The sequence below is a fragment of the Rudaea sp. 3F27F6 genome (assembly GCF_005503555.1).
Classification (GTDB): domain Bacteria; phylum Pseudomonadota; class Gammaproteobacteria; order Xanthomonadales; family Rhodanobacteraceae; genus Rudaea.
In genome coordinates, this window is record NZ_SCNG01000001.1 from 570,680 (window position 1) to 594,735 (window position 24,056).

Annotated in this window: 19 protein-coding genes; 16 read left to right on the forward strand and 3 right to left on the reverse strand. The window is 64.4% G+C overall.

Translation table 11 applies throughout. From position 1 onward, the window contains the following. Positions 1–106 precede the first annotated feature (106 nt). The 16 genes from rseP (at position 107) to FFS30_RS02460 (ending at position 20,914) form a co-directional block, all read left to right on the forward strand. A complete protein-coding gene (rseP, locus tag FFS30_RS02385) occupies positions 107–1,456 on the forward strand; it encodes an RIP metalloprotease RseP (RefSeq protein ID WP_137911508.1) in 1,350 nt (449 codons plus the stop codon). A 110-nt stretch (positions 1,457–1,566) separates the two neighbouring features. Next, positions 1,567–4,047 carry an outer membrane protein assembly factor BamA gene (bamA, locus tag FFS30_RS02390; protein ID WP_137911509.1) on the forward strand — a complete coding sequence of 827 codons (2,481 nt, stop codon included), beginning with the start codon at positions 1,567–1,569 and terminating at the stop codon, positions 4,045–4,047. Between the two features lie 140 nt (positions 4,048–4,187). Further along, positions 4,188–4,763 carry an OmpH family outer membrane protein gene (locus FFS30_RS02395; protein WP_171014373.1) on the forward strand — a complete coding sequence of 192 codons (576 nt, stop codon included), beginning with the start codon at positions 4,188–4,190 and terminating at the stop codon, positions 4,761–4,763. Further along, the gene (gene lpxD / locus FFS30_RS02400) at positions 4,760–5,791 is read left to right on the forward strand and encodes a UDP-3-O-(3-hydroxymyristoyl)glucosamine N-acyltransferase (RefSeq protein ID WP_137911511.1); all 1,032 of its coding nucleotides are present in this window, start codon (positions 4,760–4,762) and stop codon (positions 5,789–5,791) included. The genes FFS30_RS02395 and lpxD overlap by 4 nt, the downstream gene beginning before the upstream one ends. Continuing rightward, positions 5,788–6,255, forward strand: a complete 468-nt coding sequence (gene fabZ, locus FFS30_RS02405; RefSeq protein ID WP_137911512.1) for a 3-hydroxyacyl-ACP dehydratase FabZ — start codon at positions 5,788–5,790, stop codon at positions 6,253–6,255. Before lpxD ends, fabZ begins: the two co-directional genes overlap by 4 nt. Positions 6,256–6,373: 118 nt before the next feature. Further along, complete coding sequence (gene lpxA / locus FFS30_RS02410; RefSeq protein WP_137911513.1) at positions 6,374–7,144, forward strand: acyl-ACP--UDP-N-acetylglucosamine O-acyltransferase; 771 nt, start codon at positions 6,374–6,376, stop codon at positions 7,142–7,144. Positions 7,145–7,580: 436 nt separating this feature from the next. Continuing rightward, complete coding sequence (gene lpxB / locus FFS30_RS02415) at positions 7,581–8,855, forward strand: lipid-A-disaccharide synthase (RefSeq protein ID WP_137911514.1); 1,275 nt, start codon at positions 7,581–7,583, stop codon at positions 8,853–8,855. A 141-nt stretch (positions 8,856–8,996) separates the two neighbouring features. After that, positions 8,997–10,802: a sulfatase-like hydrolase/transferase gene (locus FFS30_RS02420; protein WP_137911515.1), complete on the forward strand. Its 1,806-nt coding sequence runs from the start codon at positions 8,997–8,999 to the stop codon at positions 10,800–10,802. Continuing rightward, positions 10,799–11,386 carry a ribonuclease HII gene (gene rnhB / locus FFS30_RS02425; RefSeq protein WP_137911516.1) on the forward strand — a complete coding sequence of 196 codons (588 nt, stop codon included), beginning with the start codon at positions 10,799–10,801 and terminating at the stop codon, positions 11,384–11,386. The genes FFS30_RS02420 and rnhB overlap by 4 nt, the downstream gene beginning before the upstream one ends. Positions 11,387–11,392: 6 nt before the next feature. After that, positions 11,393–13,126 carry a sulfatase-like hydrolase/transferase gene (locus FFS30_RS02430; protein WP_137911517.1) on the forward strand — a complete coding sequence of 578 codons (1,734 nt, stop codon included), beginning with the start codon at positions 11,393–11,395 and terminating at the stop codon, positions 13,124–13,126. A gap of 148 nt (positions 13,127–13,274) precedes the next feature. Beyond that, complete coding sequence (gene mfd, locus FFS30_RS02435) at positions 13,275–16,814, forward strand: transcription-repair coupling factor (protein WP_137911518.1); 3,540 nt, start codon at positions 13,275–13,277, stop codon at positions 16,812–16,814. A 109-nt stretch (positions 16,815–16,923) separates the two neighbouring features. Then, complete coding sequence (locus FFS30_RS02440) at positions 16,924–17,244, forward strand: hypothetical protein (RefSeq protein ID WP_137911519.1); 321 nt, start codon at positions 16,924–16,926, stop codon at positions 17,242–17,244. 52 nt (positions 17,245–17,296) lie between these two features. Next, positions 17,297–17,794: a hypothetical protein gene (locus FFS30_RS02445; RefSeq protein ID WP_212742387.1), complete on the forward strand. Its 498-nt coding sequence runs from the start codon at positions 17,297–17,299 to the stop codon at positions 17,792–17,794. 37 nt (positions 17,795–17,831) lie between these two features. Further along, positions 17,832–18,296, forward strand: coding sequence for a GNAT family N-acetyltransferase (locus tag FFS30_RS02450; protein ID WP_137911520.1), 465 nt, complete (start codon positions 17,832–17,834; stop codon positions 18,294–18,296). Position 18,297: 1 nt separating this feature from the next. Next, entirely contained in the window at positions 18,298–18,708 is a 411-nt protein-coding gene (locus FFS30_RS02455; RefSeq protein ID WP_137911521.1) for a GFA family protein, read from the forward strand. 226 nt (positions 18,709–18,934) lie between these two features. After that, entirely contained in the window at positions 18,935–20,914 is a 1,980-nt protein-coding gene (locus tag FFS30_RS02460) for a sigma-54-dependent Fis family transcriptional regulator (protein WP_137911522.1), read from the forward strand. Between the two features lie 105 nt (positions 20,915–21,019). Here FFS30_RS02460 and gfa read toward each other — a convergent pair whose 3' ends face one another. The 3 genes from gfa to fghA all read right to left on the reverse strand — a co-directional run bounded on the left by gfa (position 21,020) and on the right by fghA (position 23,670). Then, entirely contained in the window at positions 21,020–21,592 is a 573-nt protein-coding gene (gene gfa, locus FFS30_RS02465; protein WP_137911523.1) for an S-(hydroxymethyl)glutathione synthase, read from the reverse strand. Between the two features lie 96 nt (positions 21,593–21,688). Continuing rightward, positions 21,689–22,798, reverse strand: coding sequence for an S-(hydroxymethyl)glutathione dehydrogenase/class III alcohol dehydrogenase (locus FFS30_RS02470; RefSeq protein WP_137911524.1), 1,110 nt, complete (start codon positions 22,796–22,798; stop codon positions 21,689–21,691). 20 nt (positions 22,799–22,818) lie between these two features. After that, a complete protein-coding gene (gene fghA, locus FFS30_RS02475) occupies positions 22,819–23,670 on the reverse strand; it encodes an S-formylglutathione hydrolase (protein ID WP_137911525.1) in 852 nt (283 codons plus the stop codon). Positions 23,671–24,056 lie beyond the last annotated feature (386 nt).

Sequence of the window (24,056 nt, forward strand, 5' to 3'; positions counted from 1 at the left end):
ATATTTTCTCGTCCGGCATTGCCGCTGCCTCGTCCTCGATGGATCGAGCCGCGCAAGCGCCTTTCCGCCCCGATAGTTAGGATCTCCGATCTCGGTTCTCTCGCCCATGCAAGAAGTTTTCGGTTCCATCTTCTGGCTCGCGGTCACGCTCGGCGTGCTCGTGACCTTCCATGAATTCGGCCACTACTGGGTCGCACGGCGCTGCGGTGTGCGCGTGCTGCGCTTCTCGATCGGCTTCGGCAAACCGATCGCGTCGTTCTACCGCGACGGTACCGAATGGGCGATCGGCGCGATCCCACTCGGCGGCTACGTGAAATTCCTCGACGAGAACGAGGTCGACGGCGCGGTCGGATCGCAGTCGCTCGAAGGTGCGGTCAACCGCAAGCCGCCGTGGCAGCGCATCGCGATCGCCGCGGCCGGCCCGGCATTCAATATCCTGTTCACGATCGTCGCATTCTGGGCGATGTTCGTGATCGGCCGGCCGGACTACCAGCCGGTGATCGGCAAGCCGCAGGGCCTCGCCGCCGAAGCGGGACTGACGGCGGGCGACCGCATCCTTGCCGTCGGCGGCGAAAAGGTCGATTCGATGAGCTCGGCGATGCTCGCCGTGACCCAGGCCGCGGCCCTGCATCGCGACACGCCGGTCGAAGTCGCGGACAAAAACGGCCAGACCCGCTCGGTCACCCTGGCCCTGAGCAAGCTGCCCCCCGGTGCGCCCGACAATCTCGCGGTGTACGAGCGCATCGGCCTCGGCCCGGCGCCGCGGCCGGCCGTAATCGGCCTCGTCGAAGCGGATACGCCTGCGTCCCGCGGCGGCGTCAAGCTCGGCGACCGCATCCTCAGCCTCAACGGCCAGATCATCGCCGATTCAACCGACGTCTCGCGCCTGCTGGCCGAGGCGGCGCCGAAGAATCCGCAGATCTCGCTCGTGGTCGAACGCGACGGCGCCCAAGTCCCGCTGACCGTCACCTCCGAACAGCGCGTGCGCGACGGCGAGACGCGCTGGATGCTCGGCGTCGGCTGGAAGGAACGCACGCGCGACGCGCTCGAACGCTTCGGCCCGGTTGCCGCGGTCCCGGCCGCCTTCACCGAGACCTGGAAGCAGGCCGCCTCGATGCTCGGCATGATCAAGAGCATGATTGTCGGCGAGGCGTCGACGAAAAACCTGTCGAGCGTGATTTCCATCGCCCAGGTCGCCAATGCCTCGGCGAACGAGGGACTGCCGTGGTTCCTGACCTTCCTCGCGGTGATCAGCCTGAGCCTCGGCATCCTCAATCTGCTGCCGATTCCGATCCTCGACGGCGGGCATATCGTCATGTGCCTGGCCGAGTGGATTAAGGGCAGTCCGGTCAGCGAACGTACACTGATCGCCGGCCAATATGTCGGCCTCGCTCTGCTGGTATCCTTGATGAGCTTGGCGTTCTATAACGACATCGTGCGCCTAGTGACTTCATAAAACCGCAGCGAGGGCGGATAATTGCCGGCCCTCGTCCTGCCGGGGACGAAAATCTGCGTTTTCTGGTCTGTACCCCGGCTCGCCGGTCAATCTCTGTTTTGGAAGTGACGATGAAGCGTATCGCCGCCCTAGTTCTGTTCGCCTGCCTTACCGCCAAAGCCCACGCCATCGATCCTTTCGTCGCTTCCGACATCCGCATAGACGGATTGCAGCGCATCGCCCCGGGCACCGTGTTCACCTATCTGCCGGTGGAAAAGGGCGACAACGTCACCACTGAGCGCGCCCAACAGGCCGTGCGCGCCCTGTACAAGACCGGCTTCTTCACCGACGTGCAGATCGGCCGCCAGGGCAACATCCTCGTCATCACGGTGAAGGAGCGCCCGGCGATCTCGAAGATCCAGATCAAGGGCAACAAGGATCTCAAGGAAGAAGACCTGCTCAAGGGCCTGAAGGACATCGGCCTCGCCGAAGGCGAGCCGTTCGACCGCCTCTCGCTCGACCGCGTGACCCAGGAACTGACCCGCCAGTACTACAACCGCGGCAAGTACAACGTCACGATCAAGCCGACCGTGATCAACCTCGACCGCAACCGCATCGAGTTGGCGATCAACATCGCCGAGGGCAAGGTCGCCAAGATCAAGAGCATCGAGCTGGTCGGCAACAAGACCTATCCGACCGGCGAGATCCGCAGCGATTTCGAGTCGGATACGAGCAACTGGACCTCGTGGTATTCGCGCGACGACCAGTACTCCAAGGAAAAACTGACCGGCGACCTGGAGAAGTTGCAGTCGTTCTATCTCGACCGCGGCTATCTCGACTACAGCCTCGATTCGACCGAGGTTTCGATCAGCCCGGACAAGCGCGACATGTACCTGACCGCGTCGATGACCGAAGGCCAGGTCTACAAGATTTCCGACATACAGCTTTCCGGCACGCTCGTCGTCAGCGAAGACGAGATGCGCAAGTTCATCGACTTCAGGCCGGGCGAAGTGTTCTCGCGGCAGAAGGTGCAGAAGGCCTCCGAGCAGATGACCGCGGTGCTCGCGAACATCGGCTACGCCTTCGCCCAGGTGACGCCGATCCCGACGCCGGACAAGGAAAAGCTCACGGTCGGCATCAACTTCTTCGTCAATCCGGGCAAGCGCGTCTACGTGCGCCGCATCGAGTTCGCCGGCAACGGCCGCACCGAAGACGAGGTCATGCGCCGCGAAATGCGCCAGCTCGAAGGCGCCTGGTACTCGCAGGCCGCGATCGACCGTTCGAAGATCCGTCTGCAGCGCCTCGGCTACTTCAAGAAAGTCGATATCTCGACGCCGCGCGTACCCGGTACGGACGACCAGATCGACATCCGCGTCAAGGTCGAGGAGACCAACTCGGGAAGCTTCACCTTCGGCGTCGGCTACTCGCAGCTCGACAAGCTGATCCTCTCGGTCGCGGTGTCGGAAAACAACTTCCTCGGCTCGGGCGACCAGGCCGGCATCAGCGCGTCGAAGAGCTACTACCAGACATCTTACGGGCTCAACTACTATCAGCCCTACCTGACCGACAGCGGCATCGGCCTCGGCTACACCCTGCGCTACACCAAGAGCGATTTCGGCAACGCCAACATCGCCAACTTCACCAACGACACGGCCTCGTTCGCGGTGAACACGGGCATCCCGATCGGCGAGAACGACGCGATCAGCCTGTCGCTCGGTGCGAGCAAGACCAAGATCAAGACGTTCTACGACTCCTATTTGTGCGTCAAAGGCGCGAACGGCCAGTGCTTGGTCGATGCCAACGGCAATCAGATCCTGCAGACCGACCCGAATGGCAATAACTTGCTCTATCGCCAATACTGGTCGCCCGCTCCGATCGTCGATTACCTCAACGCAATCGGCCACTACACTTTCCACCAGTTCACGCTGTCGGCCGGCTGGACGCACGATACGCGCAACAAATACTTCAACCCGACCCACGGCTCGATCCAGTCGCTCGGTATTGAAGTCGCGCTGCCCGGTTCGACCGCCGAGTACTGGAAGATCAACTACCGCTACCAGCAGTACATTCCGGTCACCCACGGCTTCGTGCTCGAAGGCACGGTCAACGTCGGCTACGGCGACGCCTACGGCAAGAATTCGAAACTCGGCCTGCCGTTCTTCGAGAACTACTACGCCGGCGGCGTCTCCGACGTGCGCAACTTCCGCGACAACACGCTCGGCACGAACTATCAGCTCGACAAGAACGGCAACCCGATTCCCGGCACCGGCAACCGCTATTACCTGCCGAACTGCGGCAACTCGGACTACTGCCTGCAGCCGCTCGGCGGCGCGTTCAAGACGACCGGCTCGCTCGAGCTGATCATCCCGATGCCGTTCATCAAGGACGACTCGGCCACGCGCCTGTCCTGGTATGTCGACGTCGGTAACGTCTACCGCAATTTCAGCGATTTCTCCTGGACCGGCACGAACGGCATGCGTGCCTCGACCGGCCTCTCGCTGCACTGGCAGGCTCCGGTCGGTCCGATCGTGATCAACCTCGGCCGTCCGATCATCAAGAAGCCGGGCGATATCTCCGAGACGCTGCAGTTCAACTTCGGCGGCACGTTCTGATTCCACGGAGCGGATTCGCCCCGCCCCAAGCGGGTGGGGCGACGCAAGGCGCGCTCTCAGGTTAAGATTGGGCATCGACTCGTAGCCGATGCCTTGCGGCCTGTCCGCAACGCTCGGTTTTGCAAGCGGGAGCCCGACGCGTGATTCAATCTGGCGGTGCGAACGGATTTTGCGGCAAATATGCGCTGATCGCAGCGCTGACCCTGTCCGCATCCGCCGCCGCGCAGGCGCCATCCGCCGCACCGGCCACGGCGGCCGCGCCGCGCATCGGCTATATCGATGTCAGGCGCCTGATCGACACCGCGCCGCAGTTCCTCGAATCCAAGGCGAAGCTGGAACGCGAGTTCGCCAAGCAAAACAGCCAGATCAATGCCGATGAAACCAAGCTGGGCGCCCTCAAACAACGCTACGAGCGCGACAGCGCGATCATGACCAAGGACAACGCCGAAGCGCTCAAGCGCGAGATCGAAGCGACCGAGCGCGACAACAAGCGCCGCCGCGACGAAGCGCGCGCCGAATACAACGAGCGCGCCAAGGCCGAGGCCAACCGCAATCTCGCGATCATCAACGACACCGCGATCGAGTACGCGCGTGCGCAAGGCTACGACATGGTCGTCGGCAGCCAGGCCGTGCTTTACGCGAGCCCGCGCGCCGACATCACCGACGCGGTGCTGCAACGCCTGAAACAGCTCGGCGCGGACAGCGCGAAACCGTGAACGACCCCAAGGCAAACTACACGCTGGCGGACCTCGCCCGGCGTTTCGCGCTGGACCTGCGCGGCGACGGCGGCGTGTGCATCGACGGCGTGGCCAGCCTGGCGACGGCGCAGGAAACCCAACTCGGCTTCCTTGCCAACCCGCGCTACCGCGGCGAACTCAAGACGACCCAGGCCGCCGCGATCGTCTTGCGCGCTGAAGAAGCAGAGCATTTCCCGCGCGCGGCGCTGGTCGCCAAAGACCCTTACGTCGCGTTCGCAAAGATCGCCGCATTGTTCGAGCACAAGGCGGCGGACGTGCCCGGCGTGCACCCGAGCGCGGTGATCGCCGCCGACGCGCAGATCGCCGCGAGCGCGAGTATCGGGCCGTTCTGCGTCGTCGAAGCGGGCGCCAGCGTCGGCGACGGTGCCCAGCTCGGCCCGCACTGTCACGTCGGTACGGATTGCCACGTCGGCGCGCAGTCGCGCCTGGTCGCGCGCGTCACCCTGGTCACGCGCGTGCGCCTCGGCCAACGCGTGCTCGTGCACACGGGCGCAGTGCTCGGCGCCGACGGCTTCGGCCTCGCCGTCGACAAGGATCACTGGATCAAGGTGCCGCAGCTCGGCGGCGTGGTTATCGGCGACGACTGCGAAATCGGCGCGAACACCACGATCGACCGCGGCGCGCTCGAAGACACCGTGCTCGAAGAAGACGTGCGCCTCGACAACCAGATCCAGATCGCGCACAACGTGCGCATCGGCGCGCATACCGCGATGGCCGGCTGCTCGGCGGTCGCCGGCAGCGCCAAGATCGGCCGCTGGTGCCTGATCGGCGGCGGCGCCGGCGTGCTCGGCCATCTTGAGATCGCCGACAAGGTGACGATCACCTCGATGGCGCTCGTCACCCACTCGATCCACGAGCCCGGGGAGTATTCCTCAGGCACCCCGATCCAGGATAATCGCGCCTGGCGCCGCAATGCCGCGCGCTTCAAACACTTGGATGAATTGACCCGGCGCGTACAGGCGCTGGAGAAGGATGCACCCCGATGAACGATACGAAAGCCCTGCCCGCCCTGCCGATCGAAGCGCACGACATCGCCAAGATGCTGCCGCATCGCTATCCGTTCCTGCTCGTCGACCGCGTGCTCGCGTTCGAAGCAGGTAAAACGCTGACGGCACTCAAGAACGTGACCATCAACGAGCCGTTCTTCCAGGGCCACTTCCCCGGCTATCCGGTGATGCCCGGCGTGCTCATCATTGAAGCGCTCGCACAGGCTTCCGGCGTGCTCGTGCACCTCACCTCGACCTACGCGCCCGGCGCGCACCCGCTCTACTTCCTGGTCAAGGTCGACAAGGCCAAGTTCACCCAGATCGTCAAGCCGGGCGACCAGCTCGTGCTCGACATCGAACTGAAGCGCATGATCCGCAGCATGGCGATCTTCCACGGACGCGCGAGCGTCGGCGGCAAGGTCGTCGCCGAGGCCGAAATGATGTGCGCCGAAAAGGCCGACTGAAGAAGAGCAGTTCGACCGCGGATTGCACGGATCAACACGCACAGAGCAAAAAAATTCGCTTTGATCCGTGTAATCCGTGGTCCAAATCTTTTGCTTTTGTTCTGGAATGACTAACCGGATGATCCATCCCACAGCGCAAATCGATTCCTCGGCGAAACTCGGCGCGAATGTCGGGGTCGGCGCCTACAGCGTGATCGGTGCCGAGGTCGAAATCGGCGACGGCACCCAGATCGCGCCGCACGTCGTGATCCAGGGCCCGACGCGCATCGGCCGCAACAACCGCATCGCCTCGTTCGCCTCGGTCGGCGGCGACCCGCAGGACAAGAAATACCACGGCGAGCGCAGCGAACTCGTCATCGGCGACGACAACCTGATCCGCGAGTTCGTCACCATCAACCGCGGCACCGGCGACGGCGGCGGCGCCACACGCATCGGCGACGGCAACTGGATCATGGCTTACGTGCACATCGCGCACGACTGCCTGGTCGGCAACCACACGGTGTTCTCGAACAATGCCACCCTGGCCGGCCACGTCGAGATCGGCGATCACGTGATCCTGTCCGGCTTCGCCGGTGTACACCAATTTTGCCGCGTCGGCGCGCACGCTTTCGTCGGCATGAACTGCTTCGTCAACGGTGACGTGCCCCCATTCGTGATGATGGCGACCGAGTACGGCCGCCCGCGCGGCATCAACGCCGAAGGCCTCAAGCGCCGCGGCTTCTCTGCCGAGCGCATCGCCGCGATCAAGCGCGCCTACCGCGCGCTGTACGTGTCCAAGTCGCCGCTCGAAGAAGCCCGCGCCGCACTCGCCAGCGCAGCCGAATCGGAACCCGACGTGCGCACGATGCTCGACTTTATCGAGCGCGGACAAAGGCCGCTGGCGCGGTAGGGCCGGGATTCGGGATTCGGGATTCGGGATTCGGGATTCGGGATTCGGGATTCGGGATTCGGAGAGAGCTTAGCTTTGCGCTTTTGATCTCTGCTCGGCTTTTTTGCTCTTCGAGTCCCCGTCAGCTGCGGCGAGGGTATGACGGAATCGCCCGGAGGGGTGCGCGCAGGATGCGCGCGAGTTCGCGAATGGACACGGATGTCCATCAAGCGAACCCCGGCATGACCTCGCGGACTCGCAGCGAAGCTGCGAGCGCGGCTTCCGGGGTGTGTTCTCTTTGGTTACTTTCTCTTGCACAAGCAAGAGAAAGTAACCCGCGCGCCGGATGCGCGCGGAAAAGCGCATGGACGCGGTCGGAAAAACCGAAGGCAAGGAGCCGGATGACGAGCCTTTCGCCTGCCAAGAATCCCGCCTCCGCGGAAGCGACCCTGCTCTTATGCCTTCAGCCGAATCCCCAATCCCAAATCCCCAATCCCGGCTCTTCATCCTCGTCGCCGGCGAAGCCTCGGGCGACTTGCTCGGCGCCGATCTGATCGAAGGACTCAAGCGGCGATTCCCCGGCGCGCGCTTCGCCGGCATCGGCGGCCCACGCATGGGCGAGGCGGGCATGGAGATCTGGCATCCACTCGAACGCCTCTCGATCATGGGGCTTGTCGAAGTGCTGAAGCATCTGCCCGCGCTGCTCGCGCTGCGCCGCGACGTGTTCCGGCGCACGCTGCAGGAAAAGCCAGACGTCTTCATCGGCATCGACGCACCGGACTTCAACCTGGGCCTCGAACGCCGCCTGAAAAAAGCCGGCATCCGCACCGCGCACTACGTGAGCCCGTCGATCTGGGCCTGGCGCGAGAATCGTGCCGAAAAAATCGGCCGCTGCGCCGACCGCGTGCTCTGCCTGTTTCCGATGGAACCGCCCATCTACGCGCGCCACCGCGTCGACGCGCGCTTCGTCGGCCATCCGCTCGCCGACGCGTTCGCGCTGCATCCCGACAAGCTCGCAGCGCGACGCACTCTCGGCATCGCCGACGACGCGCTCGTGCTCGCCGTATTGCCCGGCAGCCGGCTCGGCGAAATCGCGCGGCTCGGCCGCGATTTTCTCGATGCCGCGACGCTGCTGCGCAAGGAATTTCCCGAACTGCAGGTCGTGATTCCGGCGGCGAATGCCGGCTGCGAGCAAGCGATCCGCGCGCTGGCCCAGGAAGCGGACTCCACGATTGCAGACACGCAAACGCCGCCGCACAACCCTGCACGATGGCTGCATATTCTGCCGCCTCGCAGCAGGACTGCTCCCGATTCCAGCGCACGGTCCGAAGCGCGAACCGCGAGTTACGAATCCCATCTCTGCATGCTTGCCGCCAACGCGATCCTTCTGGCCTCGGGCACCGCGGCACTCGAAGCGATGCTGGCCAAGCGGCCGATGGCCGTCGCCTATCGCATTGCGCCGATGACCTACCGCATCGTGAAGACCCTGGGCCTGCTGCGCACCGACGTCTATTCACTGCCGAACATCCTCGCCGGCCGCCGCGTCGTGCCCGAACTGATGCAGCACGACTGCACCCCGGCCGCGCTCGCCGCAACGCTCGCGCCGATGTTGCGCGCGCGCGCGCTGCCCGACGACACCCTGCGCGAATTTGTACGCATCCACGAGTCGCTGCGCGGCGACGCGGAGCACAATGCCGCCGCCGCGATCGCCGGGATGCTCGGCAATCCTTAGCGGGACGTTTTCGCGAAGGCGGCAAAGTGACCGCGACGAGCCGTCACGGCATTCGCAAAAATCTGAACCTTCACTCACCGCTATCGCGCCGCAGCAACGCCCGTCGTTGACGAGGCCACGCCCTGCCCGTAACGTTGCGCGGTGCCGACACCCGTCCTCATCGCGATGCCCGGATTTGCGTCGCTTCCGCGTCGAAGCAAACTGCTCTTTCTCGTCGTCCTCGCCGCATTCGCTGCTCTGATCGTTTTCGGTCCGCTGCTCGAAGCGACCTGGATCGAGCGCGCGTTTTCCTCGACCTTGATCATCGCTTTTGTCGTTCTGATCGCGTTCCTCACGCGGCGCTGGCTGTTCGCGTTCGCGCTGCCGACCGTGATCTTCGGCGGCCTGCTGATCGCCAGCGTGATGAAGTTCCGTTATCTGACGACGCCGCTGATGGCGCCCGATCTGGTCTACTTCGTCAACCGCGATCTTGCCGACGTCGCCCTGCACTATCCGCCGATCCTCATCGCGATCCTCATTGCGGCCGTCGCCATTCCTCTGCTGCTGATCCTCGCCTGGCGCTGGAGCCCGTCCGCCTTTCTCACCCGCTACGCGTCGCCGCGCCGCCACTACGCGCGCATCGGCGGCGCGTTCGCCGCACTCGGCGTGCTCGCCCTCGCCCTGTGGCCGCACGGCCCGTTCGCAGCGGTGTTCGAGAAAGGCATGTGGCAGGCGATGAACGACAAGAGCTACCTCACCGACTTTGTAACGTCGTTCTACCAGACCCAGGTCGTGATCCCGCCGTTCGCTACCGACGAGGAAAGCGGCCTGGTCTGGACTCAGGGCATCGCGGAAAACCCGCCCGCCTGCGCGTCGCCCGCGTGCCGGCCCGAGGCGACGAAGCTCAAGGACGGCCAGGAACATCCCGACGTCGTCGCCGTGCTCGAAGAAAGCACGTACGACCCGACCATGCTCAAGGTCTGCACGCGCGCCGACGTGTGCAAGCGCAAGATGTTCGTGCCCGACGGACGCACGCGCGCACACGGCCTGCTCACGGTCCACGTCTGGGGCGGCGGCACCTGGACCAGCGAGTTTTCGCTGATGACCGGGCTGAATCACCTCAGCTTCGGCGACGCGGGACTCTACGCGCCATACAACCTCGCGCCGCGCGTCAACTTCACCTTACCGCGCGTGCTGCACGAGGCCGGCTACCGCGTCATCGCGATCTATCCGATGTCGGGCGATTTCATCAACGCGCGCAACGCCTACAAGAACTACGGCTTCGACGCGTTCTACGACGGCAAGGACTACGGCCTGTCGTGGGAATCGTCCGACAACGATCTGTTCCAGGTGTTCAACCAGATCTACGACAAGGAAAAACAGGTCTACGGCAAACAGCCGCTGTTCGTGATGATGCTGACTCTGCGTCAGCACGGCCCGCACATGACGCCGCTGAAGAAACTGCCGCCGCCCTACGACAAGCCGCTATTCGCGGGCAAGTTCTCGCCGAAAGGGCTCGATGACTGGATGAACCTCAACCTCGGCAACTATCTGCAGCGCCTCGAAGGCTCCGACATCGCCATGGCCGCGCTCGAAAAGAAGCTGCTCGATGCCGACCGTCCCGTGTTGCTATTCCACTTCGGCGACCACCAGCCTTCGTTCGACGGCGCGATGCGCGGCCTCGACAAGAATCCGCCCGACGCGGCCGGCGACGCGAACTTCCTCACCTACTACATGCTCAAGACCAACTACAAACCGACACGCCAGTACGGCGAACGCGAGATGGACCTGAGCTTTGCGCCGTCGCTGATCCTCGACCTCGCCGGAGTGAAGAAGGACACCTTTTTCCAAGCCAACGCGCTGATGCGCGAGCGCTGCGACGGTTTTTATCTCAACTGCGTCAAAAAGCCCGTACTGGACTCGTACCAGAATTACATCTTCTACCAGTTGGGGGCGCTGCACGAATGAACGGGGAGATCTTGGTCGCAGGCGTCGACGAAGCCGGCCGCGGGCCGCTCGCCGGACCTGTCGTCGTCGCCGCGGTGATTCTCGATCCGGCGCGCCCGATCGTTGGCCTTGCCGATTCGAAAGTGCTCAGCCCGGCGCGTCGCGAAAAACTCGCGGCGGAGATACGCGTGCGCGCACTCGCCTTCAGCGTCATCGAAGTCGGCGTCGCCGAGATCGACGCATTGAACATCCTCCAGGCGAGCCTCGTCGGCATGTCGCGCGCCTTGCACGCGCTGACGCCGCAGGCAGTGCTCGCCCTGATCGACGGCAACAAACTGCCGCGCGACCTGCCCTGTGCGGCCAAGGCGATCGTCGACGGCGACGCGCTCGAACCGGCAATCGGCGCGGCCTCGATTCTTGCCAAGGTCGCCCGCGACGCGCGCATGCGCGAACTCGACGCGCTGCATCCGGGCTACGGCTTCGCCGTGCACAAAGGCTACCCGACCTCCGCCCATCGCGCCGCACTCGAACGCCTCGGCCCCTGCGCCGAGCACCGACGCAGCTTCGCGCCGGTCAAGCAGCAGTTGCTGTTCGCGGAAGCCTGATTCTCCATGCCGGCGGATTTTCGCGGTTTCGACGCGCGCGGACGGCGCGCGCTCGTCCTCGTTCTCGCTGTGCTCGGCTTCGCCGCGGCGCTCATGCGCGCCACAAGCGAAGAGACCGAGCCCGGTGAAATACTGTTCATCGCCTGCCTGGTACTCGCGTTTGCATCGGCGCTGATCTTCGCCACGCGACGCATCGTCTTCGGCCTTCTGCTCAGCGCCGGCTTTTTGCTCGCGCTGCGCACAATCAGCCTGGTCAAGATGCGCTATCTGCAAATGCCACTGTTCGCACCCGACCTGCTCTATTTCAGCAATGGCGACACGCTCGACGTCGTCGCTCACTATCCTGAAATCTGGCACGCCCTTGTCGTACGCGCGCTGCTCGCCTTCCTCGTGCTCGGCGCCTGCATCGTCTGGGAGAAGCCTCTTTGGAATACGCTGCGACGGCGTCCGCGCATCGCTCTGCAATGCAGCGGGACCCTGCTAGGCGCGATCCTGCTTTGGGGCCTGTCCGCGCCGGGCGGCCCGTTCAAGCACATCCACGCCAAAGACGGCTGGGTCGCGATCAATCCGAACAGTCCGCTGACCAACTTCGTGCTGTCGCTGCATCGCATGCGCGTGAGCGTACCGACGCCCGATCCGCAGTGGGCTGATCGCTACAACTGGGGCGAGGCGCCGACAGCCGACGGAACTGCGCTGCCGAACACGAAACGCCACTTGCCCGATATCGTCGTCGTGCTCGAGGAGAGCACATTCGATCCGGCTATCCTCGCCGACTGCACCATCCCGGAATGCCGCTCCGCCATGTTCGAGGCCGATACGCAGACCACCGCCCACGGCCCGCTGCGCGTGCATACCTTCGGCGGCGCAACCTGGACCAGCGAATTCACCTTTTTCTCCGGTCTGCCCAATACCCTGTTCGGACCGGGCGGCGCCTACGCGCCATTCAACCTCGCCCCGCGCGTACGTTATGCCTTGCCGCTCGTACTCAAACAGCACGGCTATCGCAATATCGCCGTGTATCCGATGCAGGCGAACTTCGTCAACGCCCGCCGTGCCTACGGCTACTACGGGTTCGACGCTTTTCACGACTCGAGCGAATTCAACCTGGTCTGGGAAAGCCCCGATCTGGCGATCGAGCAGGAACTGGAAAAAATATACCGCCGCGAACGCGCATTAACCGACGACCCGCTCTTCGTCATGCTGTTGACCATGCGCCAGCACGGTCCGCACAACGATCCGTACGCGAAGCTCGCCAAACCCTTCGATCACGCACTGTTTCCGCAGCTCGACGGCAAATCCAATCTGCATTTGTGCAACTACCTCGCACGCATGACCGGCTCGCAGGAAGCACTGATGCGCCTGCAGGCCATGCTGTTCGCGGGCGGCCGCCCGGCGATCCTCGCGCATTTCGGCGATCACCAGCCGTCTTTCGACGGTGCGATCCACGCCCTGCGCAGCAGCGAGATCGCGGAAAAACTCGGCGATGCGCGCGGGCTGACCTACTACATGATGCGCAGCAACGAAACGAATGCACGGAAGTTTTCCTATCCCGTACTCGACCTTGGCTTTCTCGCCGGCCTGATCCTCGACCAGGCGGACATTCCCAAAGGCCCGTTCTTCACCGCCAACGCCGCACTGCGCGAACGCTGCGGCGGCCGCTATCTCGATTGTCCCGACAGGGATCTGCTCGATTCCTATCTGAGTTTCGTCTTCAGCCGCCTGCATTCGATCTCGCGCTGAGCCGGCCGCAGCCGCGGCGCACGGGTTACAATTCGCACTCCGCTGGACGCAGATACGCGTTCCGGCGGTGCCGTCGTTTTCTCGCGCCGGCTCCCGATAGCGAAACCGCATTGCAATCGGGTGCAGGCGCCTCATCTACCAGCTTCCCATGACCGACTCGCTCCTGCTCCATCCGCCGCTTCCACGCGATCCCAAACAGCGCCGCTACTGGAACGCGCCGCACGGCAGTTCGCTCGCGCTTGCGATCGCTGCGGCCGCGCGCGCGCACGACAGCGTCGTCGTCGCGGTGACGCGCGACACGCACGCGGCACATACGCTGGAAACCGATCTGCGCACGCTCGCCGGCGATGCGGTCGACGTGCTGCATTTCCCGGATTGGGAAACCCTGCCCTACGATCTGTTCCCGCCGCATCCGGAGATCGTCTCGCAACGCATCTCGGCGCTGTACCGCCTGCCGACGACGAAGCGCGGCGTGCTCGTCGTGCCGGCCTCGACCCTGATGCAGCGCCTCGCGCCGCGCAGCTTCATCGGCGGATCGAGCCTCGTGCTCGCGCTGAAACAGACGCTCGACCTCGCGACCGAGCAGCGCCGCCTCGAAGCCGCCGGTTACCGCAACGTGCCGCAAGTGCTCGAACCGGGCGACTTCGCCGTGCGCGGTGCACTGCTCGACATTTTCCCGATGGGCACGAACGAGCCGTATCGCATCGAACTGTTCGACCGCGAGATCGAGTCGATCCGCACCTTCGATCCGGAAACGCAGCGTTCCGCGCACAAGGTCGACAAGGTCAGCCTGCTGCCGGCGCGCGAATTTCCGCTGACCGAAGAGTCGGTAAAGGCGTTCCGCAACACGCTGCGCGAGCGCTTCCCGATCGACCCGCGCCATTGCCCCATCTATCAGGACATCAAAGAAGGTACGACCCCGGCCGGCATCGAGTACTACCTGCCGCTGTTCTTCGCGCAGACGGAAACGTTGTTCGATTACCTCAGCGAATCCGCCGTATTCGTCCTCGCCGAAAACGCGCTCGATGCGGCGGAGACGTTCTGGCAGCAGGCGCTGACCCGCTACGACAGCCGCGCTCACGATATCGAGCGGCCGATCCTGCCGGTCGCCGAACTGTATCTGCCGCCGCAGGAGTTGCGCGAACGCTTGAATCGCAGCCTGCGCGTCGAGATCGTCGCCAAGGGCTCGAACGAGCACGCGGTCGATCTCGGCACGCAATCCGCGCCGAGCGTGCCGCTCAACCAGCGCGGCGAAGAGCCGGCGCAGGAACTGAAGCGCTTCCTCGACGCCTATCCGGGCCGCGTGCTGATCGCCGCCGATTCGGCTGGGCGGCGCGAGGCGCTCGTCGAGCAGCTTGCCGGCATGAATCTGCGGCCGAAAGTCGTTGCTTCGTGGAACGAATTCTTTTCTGCTCGTCATCCCGGCGACACGCGAAGCGTGAACGGCGAAGCCGGGCCGGAGGCCGAGCGACGCAGTCGCGAGTCAAGCCCGACAGACGAGCAAAGATTCTTCATCACCGCCGCCGCACTCGACGACGGCTTTGCCCTGACCGAACCCGCGCTCGCCGTCCTCACCGACCGCCAGCTCTACGGCGAACGCGCGCGCGCGACGCGGCGGCGCAAACACGCGGTGCGTGAGCCCGAGGCGATCCTGCGCGATCTGTCCGAGCTGACCATCGGCGCGCCGATCGTGCATGCCGATCACGGCGTCGGCCGCTACCAGGGCCTGATCAAGCTCGACGTCGGCGGCGCGGGCGGCGAGTTCCTCTGCATCGACTACGCCAAGGGCGACAAGCTCTACGTGCCGGTCGCCCAGCTGCACTTGGTCTCACGCTATTCGGGCGCGGCACCCGAACTCGCGCCGCTGCATTCGCTCGGCGGCGAAGCCTGGGAGAAAGCCAAGCGCAAGGCCGCGCAGAAGGTGCGCGACGTCGCCGCCGAATTGCTCGCGCTGTACGCGCAGCGCGAGGCGCGCGGCGGCACGGCATTCGTTTACGACCGCAATCTCTACGAACAATTTGCCGCCGCGTTCCCGTTCGAAGAAACGCCGGACCAACTGCGCGCGATCGAAGCGGTCATCGCCGATCTCGCCTCGGGCAAATCGATGGACCGCGTCGTCTGCGGTGACGTCGGCTTCGGCAAGACCGAGGTCGCCCTGCGCGCGGCCTTCGTCGCGGCAACCGCGGGCAAACAGGTCGCGATGCTTGCGCCGACCACTTTGCTCGCCCAGCAGCACTACCAGAACTTCCGCGACCGTTACGCCGACTGGCCGGTGCGCGTCGAGGTGATCTCGCGCTTCAAGTCGAAGAAAGAAGTCGAGGAAGCGCTGAAGAAACTCGAAGACGGCCAGATCGACGTGATGATCGGCACGCATCGCCTGCTCCAGCCCGACATCAAGTTCAAGGACCTCGGCCTAGTCATCGTCGACGAGGAGCAGCGTTTCGGCGTGCGCCAGAAGGAAGCGCTGAAGAAGCTGCGCGCCGAAGTCGATCTGCTCACGCTCACCGCGACGCCGATCCCACGCACGCTCAATATGTCGATGAGCGGCCTGCGCGATCTGTCGATCATCGCCACGCCGCCGTCGCATCGCCTCGCGGTCAAAACCTTCGTCGCCGCCTGGGACACGGCGCTCGTGCGCGAAGCGTTCCAGCGCGAACTCGCGCGCGGCGGCCAGGTGTACTTCCTGCACAACGAAGTCGAGACGATCGAGAAGACCGCGCGCGAACTCGGCGAACTCGTACCCGAAGCGCGCCTGCGCGTCGCCCACGGCCAGATGCCCGAGCGCGAACTCGAACAGGTGATGCTCGACTTCTACCGCCAGCGCTTCAACGTGCTAGTCTGCACGACGATCATCGAATCGGGCATCGACGTGCCGAGCGCGAACACGATCGTGATCAACCGCGCCGATCGCTTCGGCCTGTCGCAGCTGCATCAGTTGCGCGGCCGCGTCGGCCGTTCGCACCATCGCGCCTACGCCTATCTGGTCGTGCCGGACAAGCGCAGCATCACGGCCGACGCGGAGAAGCGCCTCGAAGCGATAGCGTCGCTCGAAGAACTCGGCGCGGGCTTCACGCTTGCCACGCACGATCTCGAAATCCGCGGCGCGGGCGAACTGCTCGGCGAAGAACAGTCGGGACAGATCGAAGCGGTTGGCTTCTCGCTCTACTCCGAACTGCTCGAACGCGCGGTGCGCGCGCTCAAGTCAGGCAAGGTGCCGGACTTCGATCTGGTCAATGAACACGATGCCGAGATCGAATTGCACGTGCCCGCCCTGATCCCCGACGACTACCTGCCCGATGTGCACGCGCGCCTGACCCTGTACAAACGCATCGCCAGTGCGCGCGACGCGCACGCCCTGCGCGAGCTGCAGATCGAGATGATCGATCGCTTCGGCCTGCTGCCCGATCCGGTCAAGCACCTGTTCGTCGCGGCGGCGCTGAAGCTCGCGGCGACGGCGATGGGCATCAAGAAACTCGAACTCGGCGAGCGCGGCGGCCGCGTGCTGTTCAAACCGACGCCGAACATCGATCCGATGCGCATCATCAAGCTGATCCAGGCGCAGCCAAAAGTCTATTCGCTCGACGGCCAGGACAAATTCAAGATCCGCATGGAGCTGCCCGGCGCGGCCGAGCGCATCGGTGCGGCGCAGAGTCTGCTGACCGCGCTCGGCGGCCGGCTGGAGCAATGACCGCCGCCGCTTCTTGAGCACGCCGCGCAGTCCGCATTCGCAACGCTGCCGCGCGGAACAATATGGGATACTCGCCGCCGGACAGGGACATCATGCACAGGAATACGCGATGAAAATTGTCGGCATCGAGAATCTCAGCACCGCGCAGATCCGCGACGAAGTCCAGCGCGGCGGCAAGTTCGTCTACTTTCAGTTCTGCATTTCCGTAATCATCATGACCTTTCGCCGGCCGAGTGAAATTCACTTCGTGCGCTCCGGCGAAAGCGCGGTCACGAAAGGCTTGAGTTACTCGCTGATTTCGTTCTTCGTCGGATGGTGGGGCATTCCCTGGGGACCGATCTACACTGTCGGCTCGCTGGTCAGCAACTTCCGCGGCGGCAAGGACGTCACCGAACACGTGCTGGCGAATCTTCAGCAGCACGCCGTCTGAAGGCGCGACGCGAAATCGAGTGGACGCCGCAAGCCAAAACCGTACACCGCACGTGCGTCCGATCGAATCCTGTTCACTTCCCGAAGGCGCGCTGCTGAGCGCGTATGCGCGCGCGGATGCCTATACCGACTGCTACACCACCGAAGTCGCCGGCACGATCGCGTGCGCGCGCTACATCGAAGCGTTCTACACGACGCCGCTGTTCAAGCTGGAACGGCTGATCCTCAGATTCGCCGTGTCCAAGCCTTCGACCAACGCGCAGGCGCGGCAGTTGGCCGACGCCCAGATCGACGCGTTCGCCGCATGGCGCGTCGAAGCGCGCACGCACGACCAATTGCTGATGTGCGATCTGTTCGGCAATACGCGCTCCTGGTTCATGGCCGCACCGATCCCCGGCGAACCGATGCGCACGTGCCTCTACTTCGGCTCCGCGGTGACCGCGACGGCGATGCGCAGACCGCTGTTCGGCAAGCTGCTCGGATTTCATATGGCGTATTCCAAAGCGCTGCTCTCCGGCGCTCGGCGCCGGATCGAATCGCGCAGCGGGTAAAATCGCGGGCGCTCGCGCTTTCTCAGATTCCTCTGCAATGAACATCGTCTATCGAAAAGCCGTAGCCGACGATACGGCTGCCTGCATTGCCCTGCGCGGCAAGACGCGCGAGAACGCGTTCTCGGCCGAAGAATTGAAAGCCGTCGGCGTGACCCACGCGAGCTGGCGCGCAGGCATCGACGACGGTTCGTTTCCCGGCTACGTCGCGACGCACGAAGGCGAGCTGGCCGGCTACTGTTTTGGCGACCGCGGGACAGGCGAGATCCTCGTCCTCGCCCTGCTGCCGGAATACGAGAGCCGCGGCATCGGCAAAACCCTGCTGCGCCTGATGATCGACGAGTTCAAGAGCGTCGGCTTTGCGCGGCTGTTTTTGAGCTGCTCGTCGAATCCGCGCGTGCGTTCGTACGGCTTCTACCGCCATCTCGGCTGGCAGCCGACCGGCGAGGTCGACGCGGCGAACGACGAAGTGCTGGAATATTTTCACATCCGCATCGGAGAATGAAATGAGCGAATCGGCCATTCACGGCGGCTGCCTCTGCGGAACGGTGACGTTCGAGATCGATCCGCCGTTCCAACGCATGGTTCATTGTCACTGCTCGCGCTGCCGCAAAGGCACGGGCACCGGGCATGCGACCAATCTGTTTGCGGCGCCCGGACAAATCCGCTGGCGCTCGGGCGAGGACGCGATCTCGCGCTACGAATTGCCGAGCGCCAAGCGCTTCGGCAAATGGTTCTGCGCCCGCTGCGGCAGTCCGCTGCCGCGTGTGACGCGCGACGGCCAAGCGCTGGTCATTCCGGCCGGCTCTCTCGACGACATTCCGCCGATGGCGCCGACCGACCGCATTTTCTGGGCGTCTCGCGCGCCGTGGAGCTGCGCCGACGGACTGCCGACCCACGGCGAATATCCCGGGTGACGCCGGTCAGCCCGGCGCGTGGTCCGCGTGGATTCACCTCGTTGCACGGCTCGTCGCCCTGTCCCGTTTCCGGCACAGCGGCCGAATTGCTGCAGCGCAGTTTGCGCCATTCCCGCAATAGCGGGAACCTAGCCGCCACGACGCCGCGCGCGCAGGGGCAACCCGATCCCGCGCGACCGGAGCAAGCGTACGCGGCGCCGTCTCCTCCCCGCACGGCCACCGCATCATGACCCAGTCCGTACTCGCATCGAGCCATGCCGCGCGCATCATTCACACGGTACGCAGCGGATTGAAGCCGGCCGGCATCGAGCCGCACGTCACGCGCTCGTGGTACCGCTGCATCAAGGAGTACGGCATTGAACCGCAGGGCCGGCGCCAGCCCGCCGTGCTCGATCCGCTTTCGGTTAAGGAGGTGCAGCAGCGCATGGGCGAATTGCTGCGCGTCGCGCGCGCGGAAATGGAAAATCTTTACGAACAGATTTCCGGCTCGGGCTTCGCCGTCATCCTCGCCGACGCGCGCGGCGCCCTGCTCAGCACGATCACCGACCCGACCCTGCAGCGCGAATTCCGCCAAGCGGGCCTCTGCCACGGCGCCCTCTGGGACGAACGCCACGAAGGCACCAACGGCATCGGCACCTGCATCGCCGAAGGCGGCTCGGTCACCGTGCATCGCGAGGAACATTTCCGCGGCTACAACATGCCGCTGTCGTGCTCGGGCGCGCCGATTCTCGATGCGCACGGCGAGCTGATCGCGGTGCTCGACGCGTCCACGGTCAATTCACTCGACAGCCGCCTGATCCAGCGCCACACCATGGCCCTCGTCAACATGTCGGCGAGCCTGATCTCGCGCTGGAATTTCCTGCGCGAGTTCGGCGACGCGTTCGTGTTGCGCTTCCATAGCCGTCCCGAATTCGTCGGCCTGCTGCACGAGGCCCTGCTCGCGATCGACGGCAACGGCAACGTTCTCGCCGCCAACGAATCGGCCCTGCTCCAGCTCGGCTGTGCGAACCGCAAGCAACTCGTCGGCAGGCCAGTGTCGGAGTTCTTCCAGTTCGACTTCGCCACGCTAGAAATGCGCGCACGCAGCGAGGCCGGCGCGATCTGGCCGGTGCGCGACGTCGCCCTCGGCAGGCGCTTCTTCGCGGTCGTGCGCGCGCCGTCCACGCAGCAAGCCGGCACGTCCACACGCACAGCCACCGCAGCGACCGTGACGCTTGCACAAGCCGATGGGCGCATCGAACCGTCACCGAGCTATGTCGGCGACGACGAAGTGCTGCGCAAGGCGCTCGCCGACGGGCACCGGCTGTTCGCAAAGCAGGTGCCGATCCTGCTGCAAGGCGCGACCGGCACGGGCAAGCAAGCCTTCGCGCGCGCCCTGCACCGCGAAAGCCGCCGGCGCGATAAACCTTTCGTCGTCGCCAACTGCGCGGCGATGGCACAGAACCTGATCGAAACCGATCTGTTCGGCGGTGCGGGCGACGCTAATACTGCAGAAAGACGCGTCGGCAAGATCGAACAGTCGAGCGGCGGCACACTGTTTCTCGACGATATCGGCGGCCTGCCGCTGCCGTTGCAAGCGCGCCTGCTGCGTGTGCTCGAGACGCGCGAGACGACGGCGCTCGGCGGCGATACGATTCCGCTCGATCTGCACGTCGTCGGCGCCAGCCATCGCGATCTGCGCGGCCTCGTCGCGAACGGCGAATTCCGCGAAGACCTCTACTACCGCCTCAACGGCGCGACCTTGGTGCTGCCCACTTTGCGCGACCGCAGCGACAAGGCCGAACTGATCCGCACCGTGCTGCGCGAGGAAGCACCCGATACCGCGATCGAAATTGCGCGCGACGCGTTCCAGCGCCTCGTCGATTATGCGTGGCCCGGCAACGTGCGCGAGCTGCGCAACGTGCTGCGCACGGCCGCGGTGCTGTGCAGCGAGCGCACGATTCGCTTGGCGAACCTGCCGCAGGAAATTCTCGACGATGACGGCACAAGTGTGCCGGCGCAGGCTGGCTGCGCTATGGACGCTACATGCTCCGCAATCGAAGCGCCTTCACCTTCCACTGCGCTGCGCGAAGCCGAACGCGCCGCGCTGCTGCGCGAACTCGAACGCATGCGCTGGAACGTCAGCCGCACTGCACTTGCGCTCAACATCAGCCGCAACACGCTATATCGCAAGATGCACAAGCACGGCATCGTGTTGTCGCACTGAAGTCGAGTCGTCGCCACAGCGGGCGGCAAAAACGGCGAAGCGAAAATTCGGCGCAAAAAAAGGCCGGCATCATGCCGGCCTTTGCTTCGTCCCGGTTCGGGCAGCTCAGGTCTTGAGTACACCGTTCTGCTTGGCGACGTGGGTCGCGATCGCGTCCATCAGCGGCGGGCTGAGGCAGTCGTAGGTCGGCAGGCCGAGTTCGTTGAGCCGTGCGCGCACCGCGCCCATGTTCGCCGGGTCAGCGCCCGATTCGATGATCGAGGACACGAACGCGGCGAAGCCCGGCGCCGACCAGCCGCTGTCGGGCGACAGTTCGGTATGCACGAAATCGAGACCGTAGAACGGATGCCGGGCGTTCTCGATGCGGCCGTACATGTGCACGCCGCAGCCTTTGCACGCGTGACGCTGGATCGCCGCTTTCTCGTCGACGACCGCGAGCTTGTCGCCATTGTCGACCACGCTGAGTTTGTCCTTCGACACGACGGCGACGACGGAGAACAGCGCGCCTTCGGGCTTCCAGCACTTGGTGCAGCCGCAGGCGTGATTGTGCGCGGTCTGCGCATCGATCTTCACCTTGACCGGCTTGTCCGCGCAGCGGCAGACCAGGGTGCCGCCGGCGAAATCCGGCACGGCGGCCTTGATGCCGTTGTCGACGGCGGGATGAATCGCGGTTGCCATGACTCTACCTCCCGATGTTGTGAGTGGCTGCTGCGGCATCCCGGCCGGTGCGGATCGCGGCGGCGTGCGCCGCCGCTCCGTTTCCAGAAAACGGACTCAGTATTTGATGACCGAGCGGATCACCTTGCCTTCGTGCATCAGGTCGAACGCGTGGTTGATCTGCTCGAGCGGCAAGGTCTCGGTGACGAACTCGTCGACCTTGAGTTCGCCGGCGAGATAGCGGTCGACATAGCCCGGCAACTGCGAGCGTCCCTTGACTCCACCGAAAGCGGTGCCGCGCCAGACGCGCCCGGTGACGAGCTGGAACGGACGCGTGGCGATCTCCTGGCCCGATCCCGCGACGCCGATGATGATCGATTCGCCCCAGCCCTTGTGGCAGCACTCGAGCGCAGAGCGCATGACGTTGACGTTGCCGATGCACTCGAACGAAAAATCGACGCCACCGTCGGTCAGGTCGACGATGACCTGCTGGATCGGCCGGTCGTAGTCTTTCGGATTGACGAAGTCGGTCGCGCCCATCGCCTTGGCCATGTCCCACTTCGATGGATTGAGATCGACCGCGATGATGCGCGAAGCCTTCGCCATCACCGCGCCCTGCACCACGGCGAGGCCGATGCCGCCGAGGCCGAACACGGCGACCGTCGCGCCGGGCCACACCTTCGCCGTGTTGAGCACCGCGCCGACGCCGGTCGTGATGCCGCAGCCGAGCAGGCAGACCTTGTCGAGCGGCGCCTTCGGATTGATCTTTGCCAGCGAGATCTCCGGCAACACGGTGTATTCCGAGAACGTACTCGTGCCCATGTAGTGCAATACCGGCTTGCCCTGGTAGGAGAAACGCGAAGTGCCGTCAGGCATCAGGCCCTTGCCCTGGGTCACGCGAATCTTCTGGCACAGATTGGTGCGCCCCGACTTGCAAAACTTGCACTCGCCGCACTCGGGTGTGTACAGCGGAATCACATGATCGCCCGGCTTGACGCTGGTCACGCCGGGGCCGACTTCTTCGACGATGCCGCCGCCTTCGTGGCCGAGAATCGCCGGAAACAGACCTTCCGGATCGGCGCCCGACAAGGTGAACGCATCGGTATGGCAGACGCCGGTCGCAACGATGCGCACGAGCACCTCGCCGGCCTTCGGGCCTTCGAGATCGAGATCGACGATTTCTAGGGGCTTGCCCGATTCGAATGCGACTGCCGCTCTGGTTTTCATTCCTGATATCTCCTTAAAAATTATCCGTGCAGCACTTTCTCGTGATGACGCATGTGGTCTTCGATGAAGGTGCTGACAAAGTAGTAACTATGGTCGTAGCCCGGCTGCATGCGCAGCGACAACGGCTGGCCGACTTTCTCGCACGCGGCGGCGAAAATCTCCGGCCGCAGCGTGTCGTTGAGAAATTGGTCCGCGTCGCCCTGGTCGATCAAGATCGTGCCGGGAAATTTTTTCCGCTGCACGAGTTCGGTCGCGTCGTACTGCTTCCAAGTCTCGCGGTCGGGACCGAGAAAGCGCGGGAACGCGGTTTCGCCCCATCGCACCTGGATCGGTGCGACGATCGGCGCGAACGCGGACACCGAGCGGAAGCGGTCGCTGTGCTTGAGCGCAATCGTCAGCGCACCGTGGCCGCCCATCGAGTGGCCGAAGATGCCCATGCGCTGCGGATCGATCGGAAAATGTTCCGCGATCAGCTCAGGCAGCTCGGCGCTGCAATAAGTATACATATTGAAATGCTGCGACCACGGCTCGACCGCGGCGTCGAGATAAAAGGCCGCGCCGGCACCGAACTGCCAGTCGTCCGCTTCGCCGGGAATCCCAGTATTGCGCGGACTCGTGTCGGGCGCGACCACGATCAAACCGAGTTCCGCGGCGATACGCTGCGCGCCGGCCTTGATCGTGAAATTCTCTTCGGTGCAGGTCAGTCCCGAAAGCCAGAACAAAACCGGCACGCGCCCGCGCTGCGCCTGCGGCGGCTGGTAGACAGTGAAGCGCATCGGCCCGGCACACGCCGTTGACGCATGCCGGTAGAAACCCTGCACGCCGCCGAAACTCTTTTGCTCGGAAATTTTTTCTATTGCCGCCACGGGCATGATCCTTCGTTGCTTGGATAATCTTGCGGACCGCAACGGCACGGCCGTTCCTCAAGTCAGGACGAGGATTCTAGGGCGGCTTTGCGGCACGGGGAATGGTGCGCGAAATCTCGGCGTATCGCCGGGCGAATTGTCACGGAAGCGGGACAGAGGTTACTCCCGTCGTTGGTTGGTGTTCCAGCTTGCGCTGGAGGTGTTGCGTTCGGCCTGTTGTTCCCGCGAAGGCGGGACTCTCGGTAACTGGAGAACTGGGTCATGCAGAGTTAGTCTTTGCTCGTCATTCCCGCGTGCTCTCAGCGGGAATCCAGTGACTTTGCCTTTGCTTTTCCGTGGGGTCTAGGAGCAGAGCTTCCACTCGTCCAGCATCTCAGGCTTGCCTTTGCTCG

Excerpts from the sequence above, each read along its gene's own strand:
- fabZ (WP_137911512.1), top strand. The coding sequence starts at position 5,788 with ATGAACGATACGAAAGCCCTGCCCGCCCTGCCGATCGAAGCGCACGAC.
- bamA (WP_137911509.1), top strand. The coding sequence starts at position 1,567 with ATGAAGCGTATCGCCGCCCTAGTTCTGTTCGCCTGCCTTACCGCCAAA.
- FFS30_RS02450 (WP_137911520.1), top strand. The coding sequence starts at position 17,832 with ATGAACATCGTCTATCGAAAAGCCGTAGCCGACGATACGGCTGCCTGC.
- FFS30_RS02470 (WP_137911524.1), bottom strand. The coding sequence starts at position 22,798 with ATGAAAACCAGAGCGGCAGTCGCATTCGAATCGGGCAAGCCCCTAGAA.
- rseP (WP_137911508.1), top strand. The coding sequence starts at position 107 with ATGCAAGAAGTTTTCGGTTCCATCTTCTGGCTCGCGGTCACGCTCGGC.
- FFS30_RS02455 (WP_137911521.1), top strand. The coding sequence starts at position 18,298 with ATGAGCGAATCGGCCATTCACGGCGGCTGCCTCTGCGGAACGGTGACG.
- FFS30_RS02430 (WP_137911517.1), top strand. The coding sequence starts at position 11,393 with ATGCCGGCGGATTTTCGCGGTTTCGACGCGCGCGGACGGCGCGCGCTC.
- lpxA (WP_137911513.1), top strand. The coding sequence starts at position 6,374 with ATGATCCATCCCACAGCGCAAATCGATTCCTCGGCGAAACTCGGCGCG.
- rnhB (WP_137911516.1), top strand. The coding sequence starts at position 10,799 with ATGAACGGGGAGATCTTGGTCGCAGGCGTCGACGAAGCCGGCCGCGGG.
- lpxB (WP_137911514.1), top strand. The coding sequence starts at position 7,581 with ATGCCTTCAGCCGAATCCCCAATCCCAAATCCCCAATCCCGGCTCTTC.
- FFS30_RS02460 (WP_137911522.1), top strand. The coding sequence starts at position 18,935 with ATGACCCAGTCCGTACTCGCATCGAGCCATGCCGCGCGCATCATTCAC.
- FFS30_RS02440 (WP_137911519.1), top strand. The coding sequence starts at position 16,924 with ATGAAAATTGTCGGCATCGAGAATCTCAGCACCGCGCAGATCCGCGAC.
- mfd (WP_137911518.1), top strand. The coding sequence starts at position 13,275 with ATGACCGACTCGCTCCTGCTCCATCCGCCGCTTCCACGCGATCCCAAA.
- fghA (WP_137911525.1), bottom strand. The coding sequence starts at position 23,670 with ATGCCCGTGGCGGCAATAGAAAAAATTTCCGAGCAAAAGAGTTTCGGC.
- gfa (WP_137911523.1), bottom strand. The coding sequence starts at position 21,592 with ATGGCAACCGCGATTCATCCCGCCGTCGACAACGGCATCAAGGCCGCC.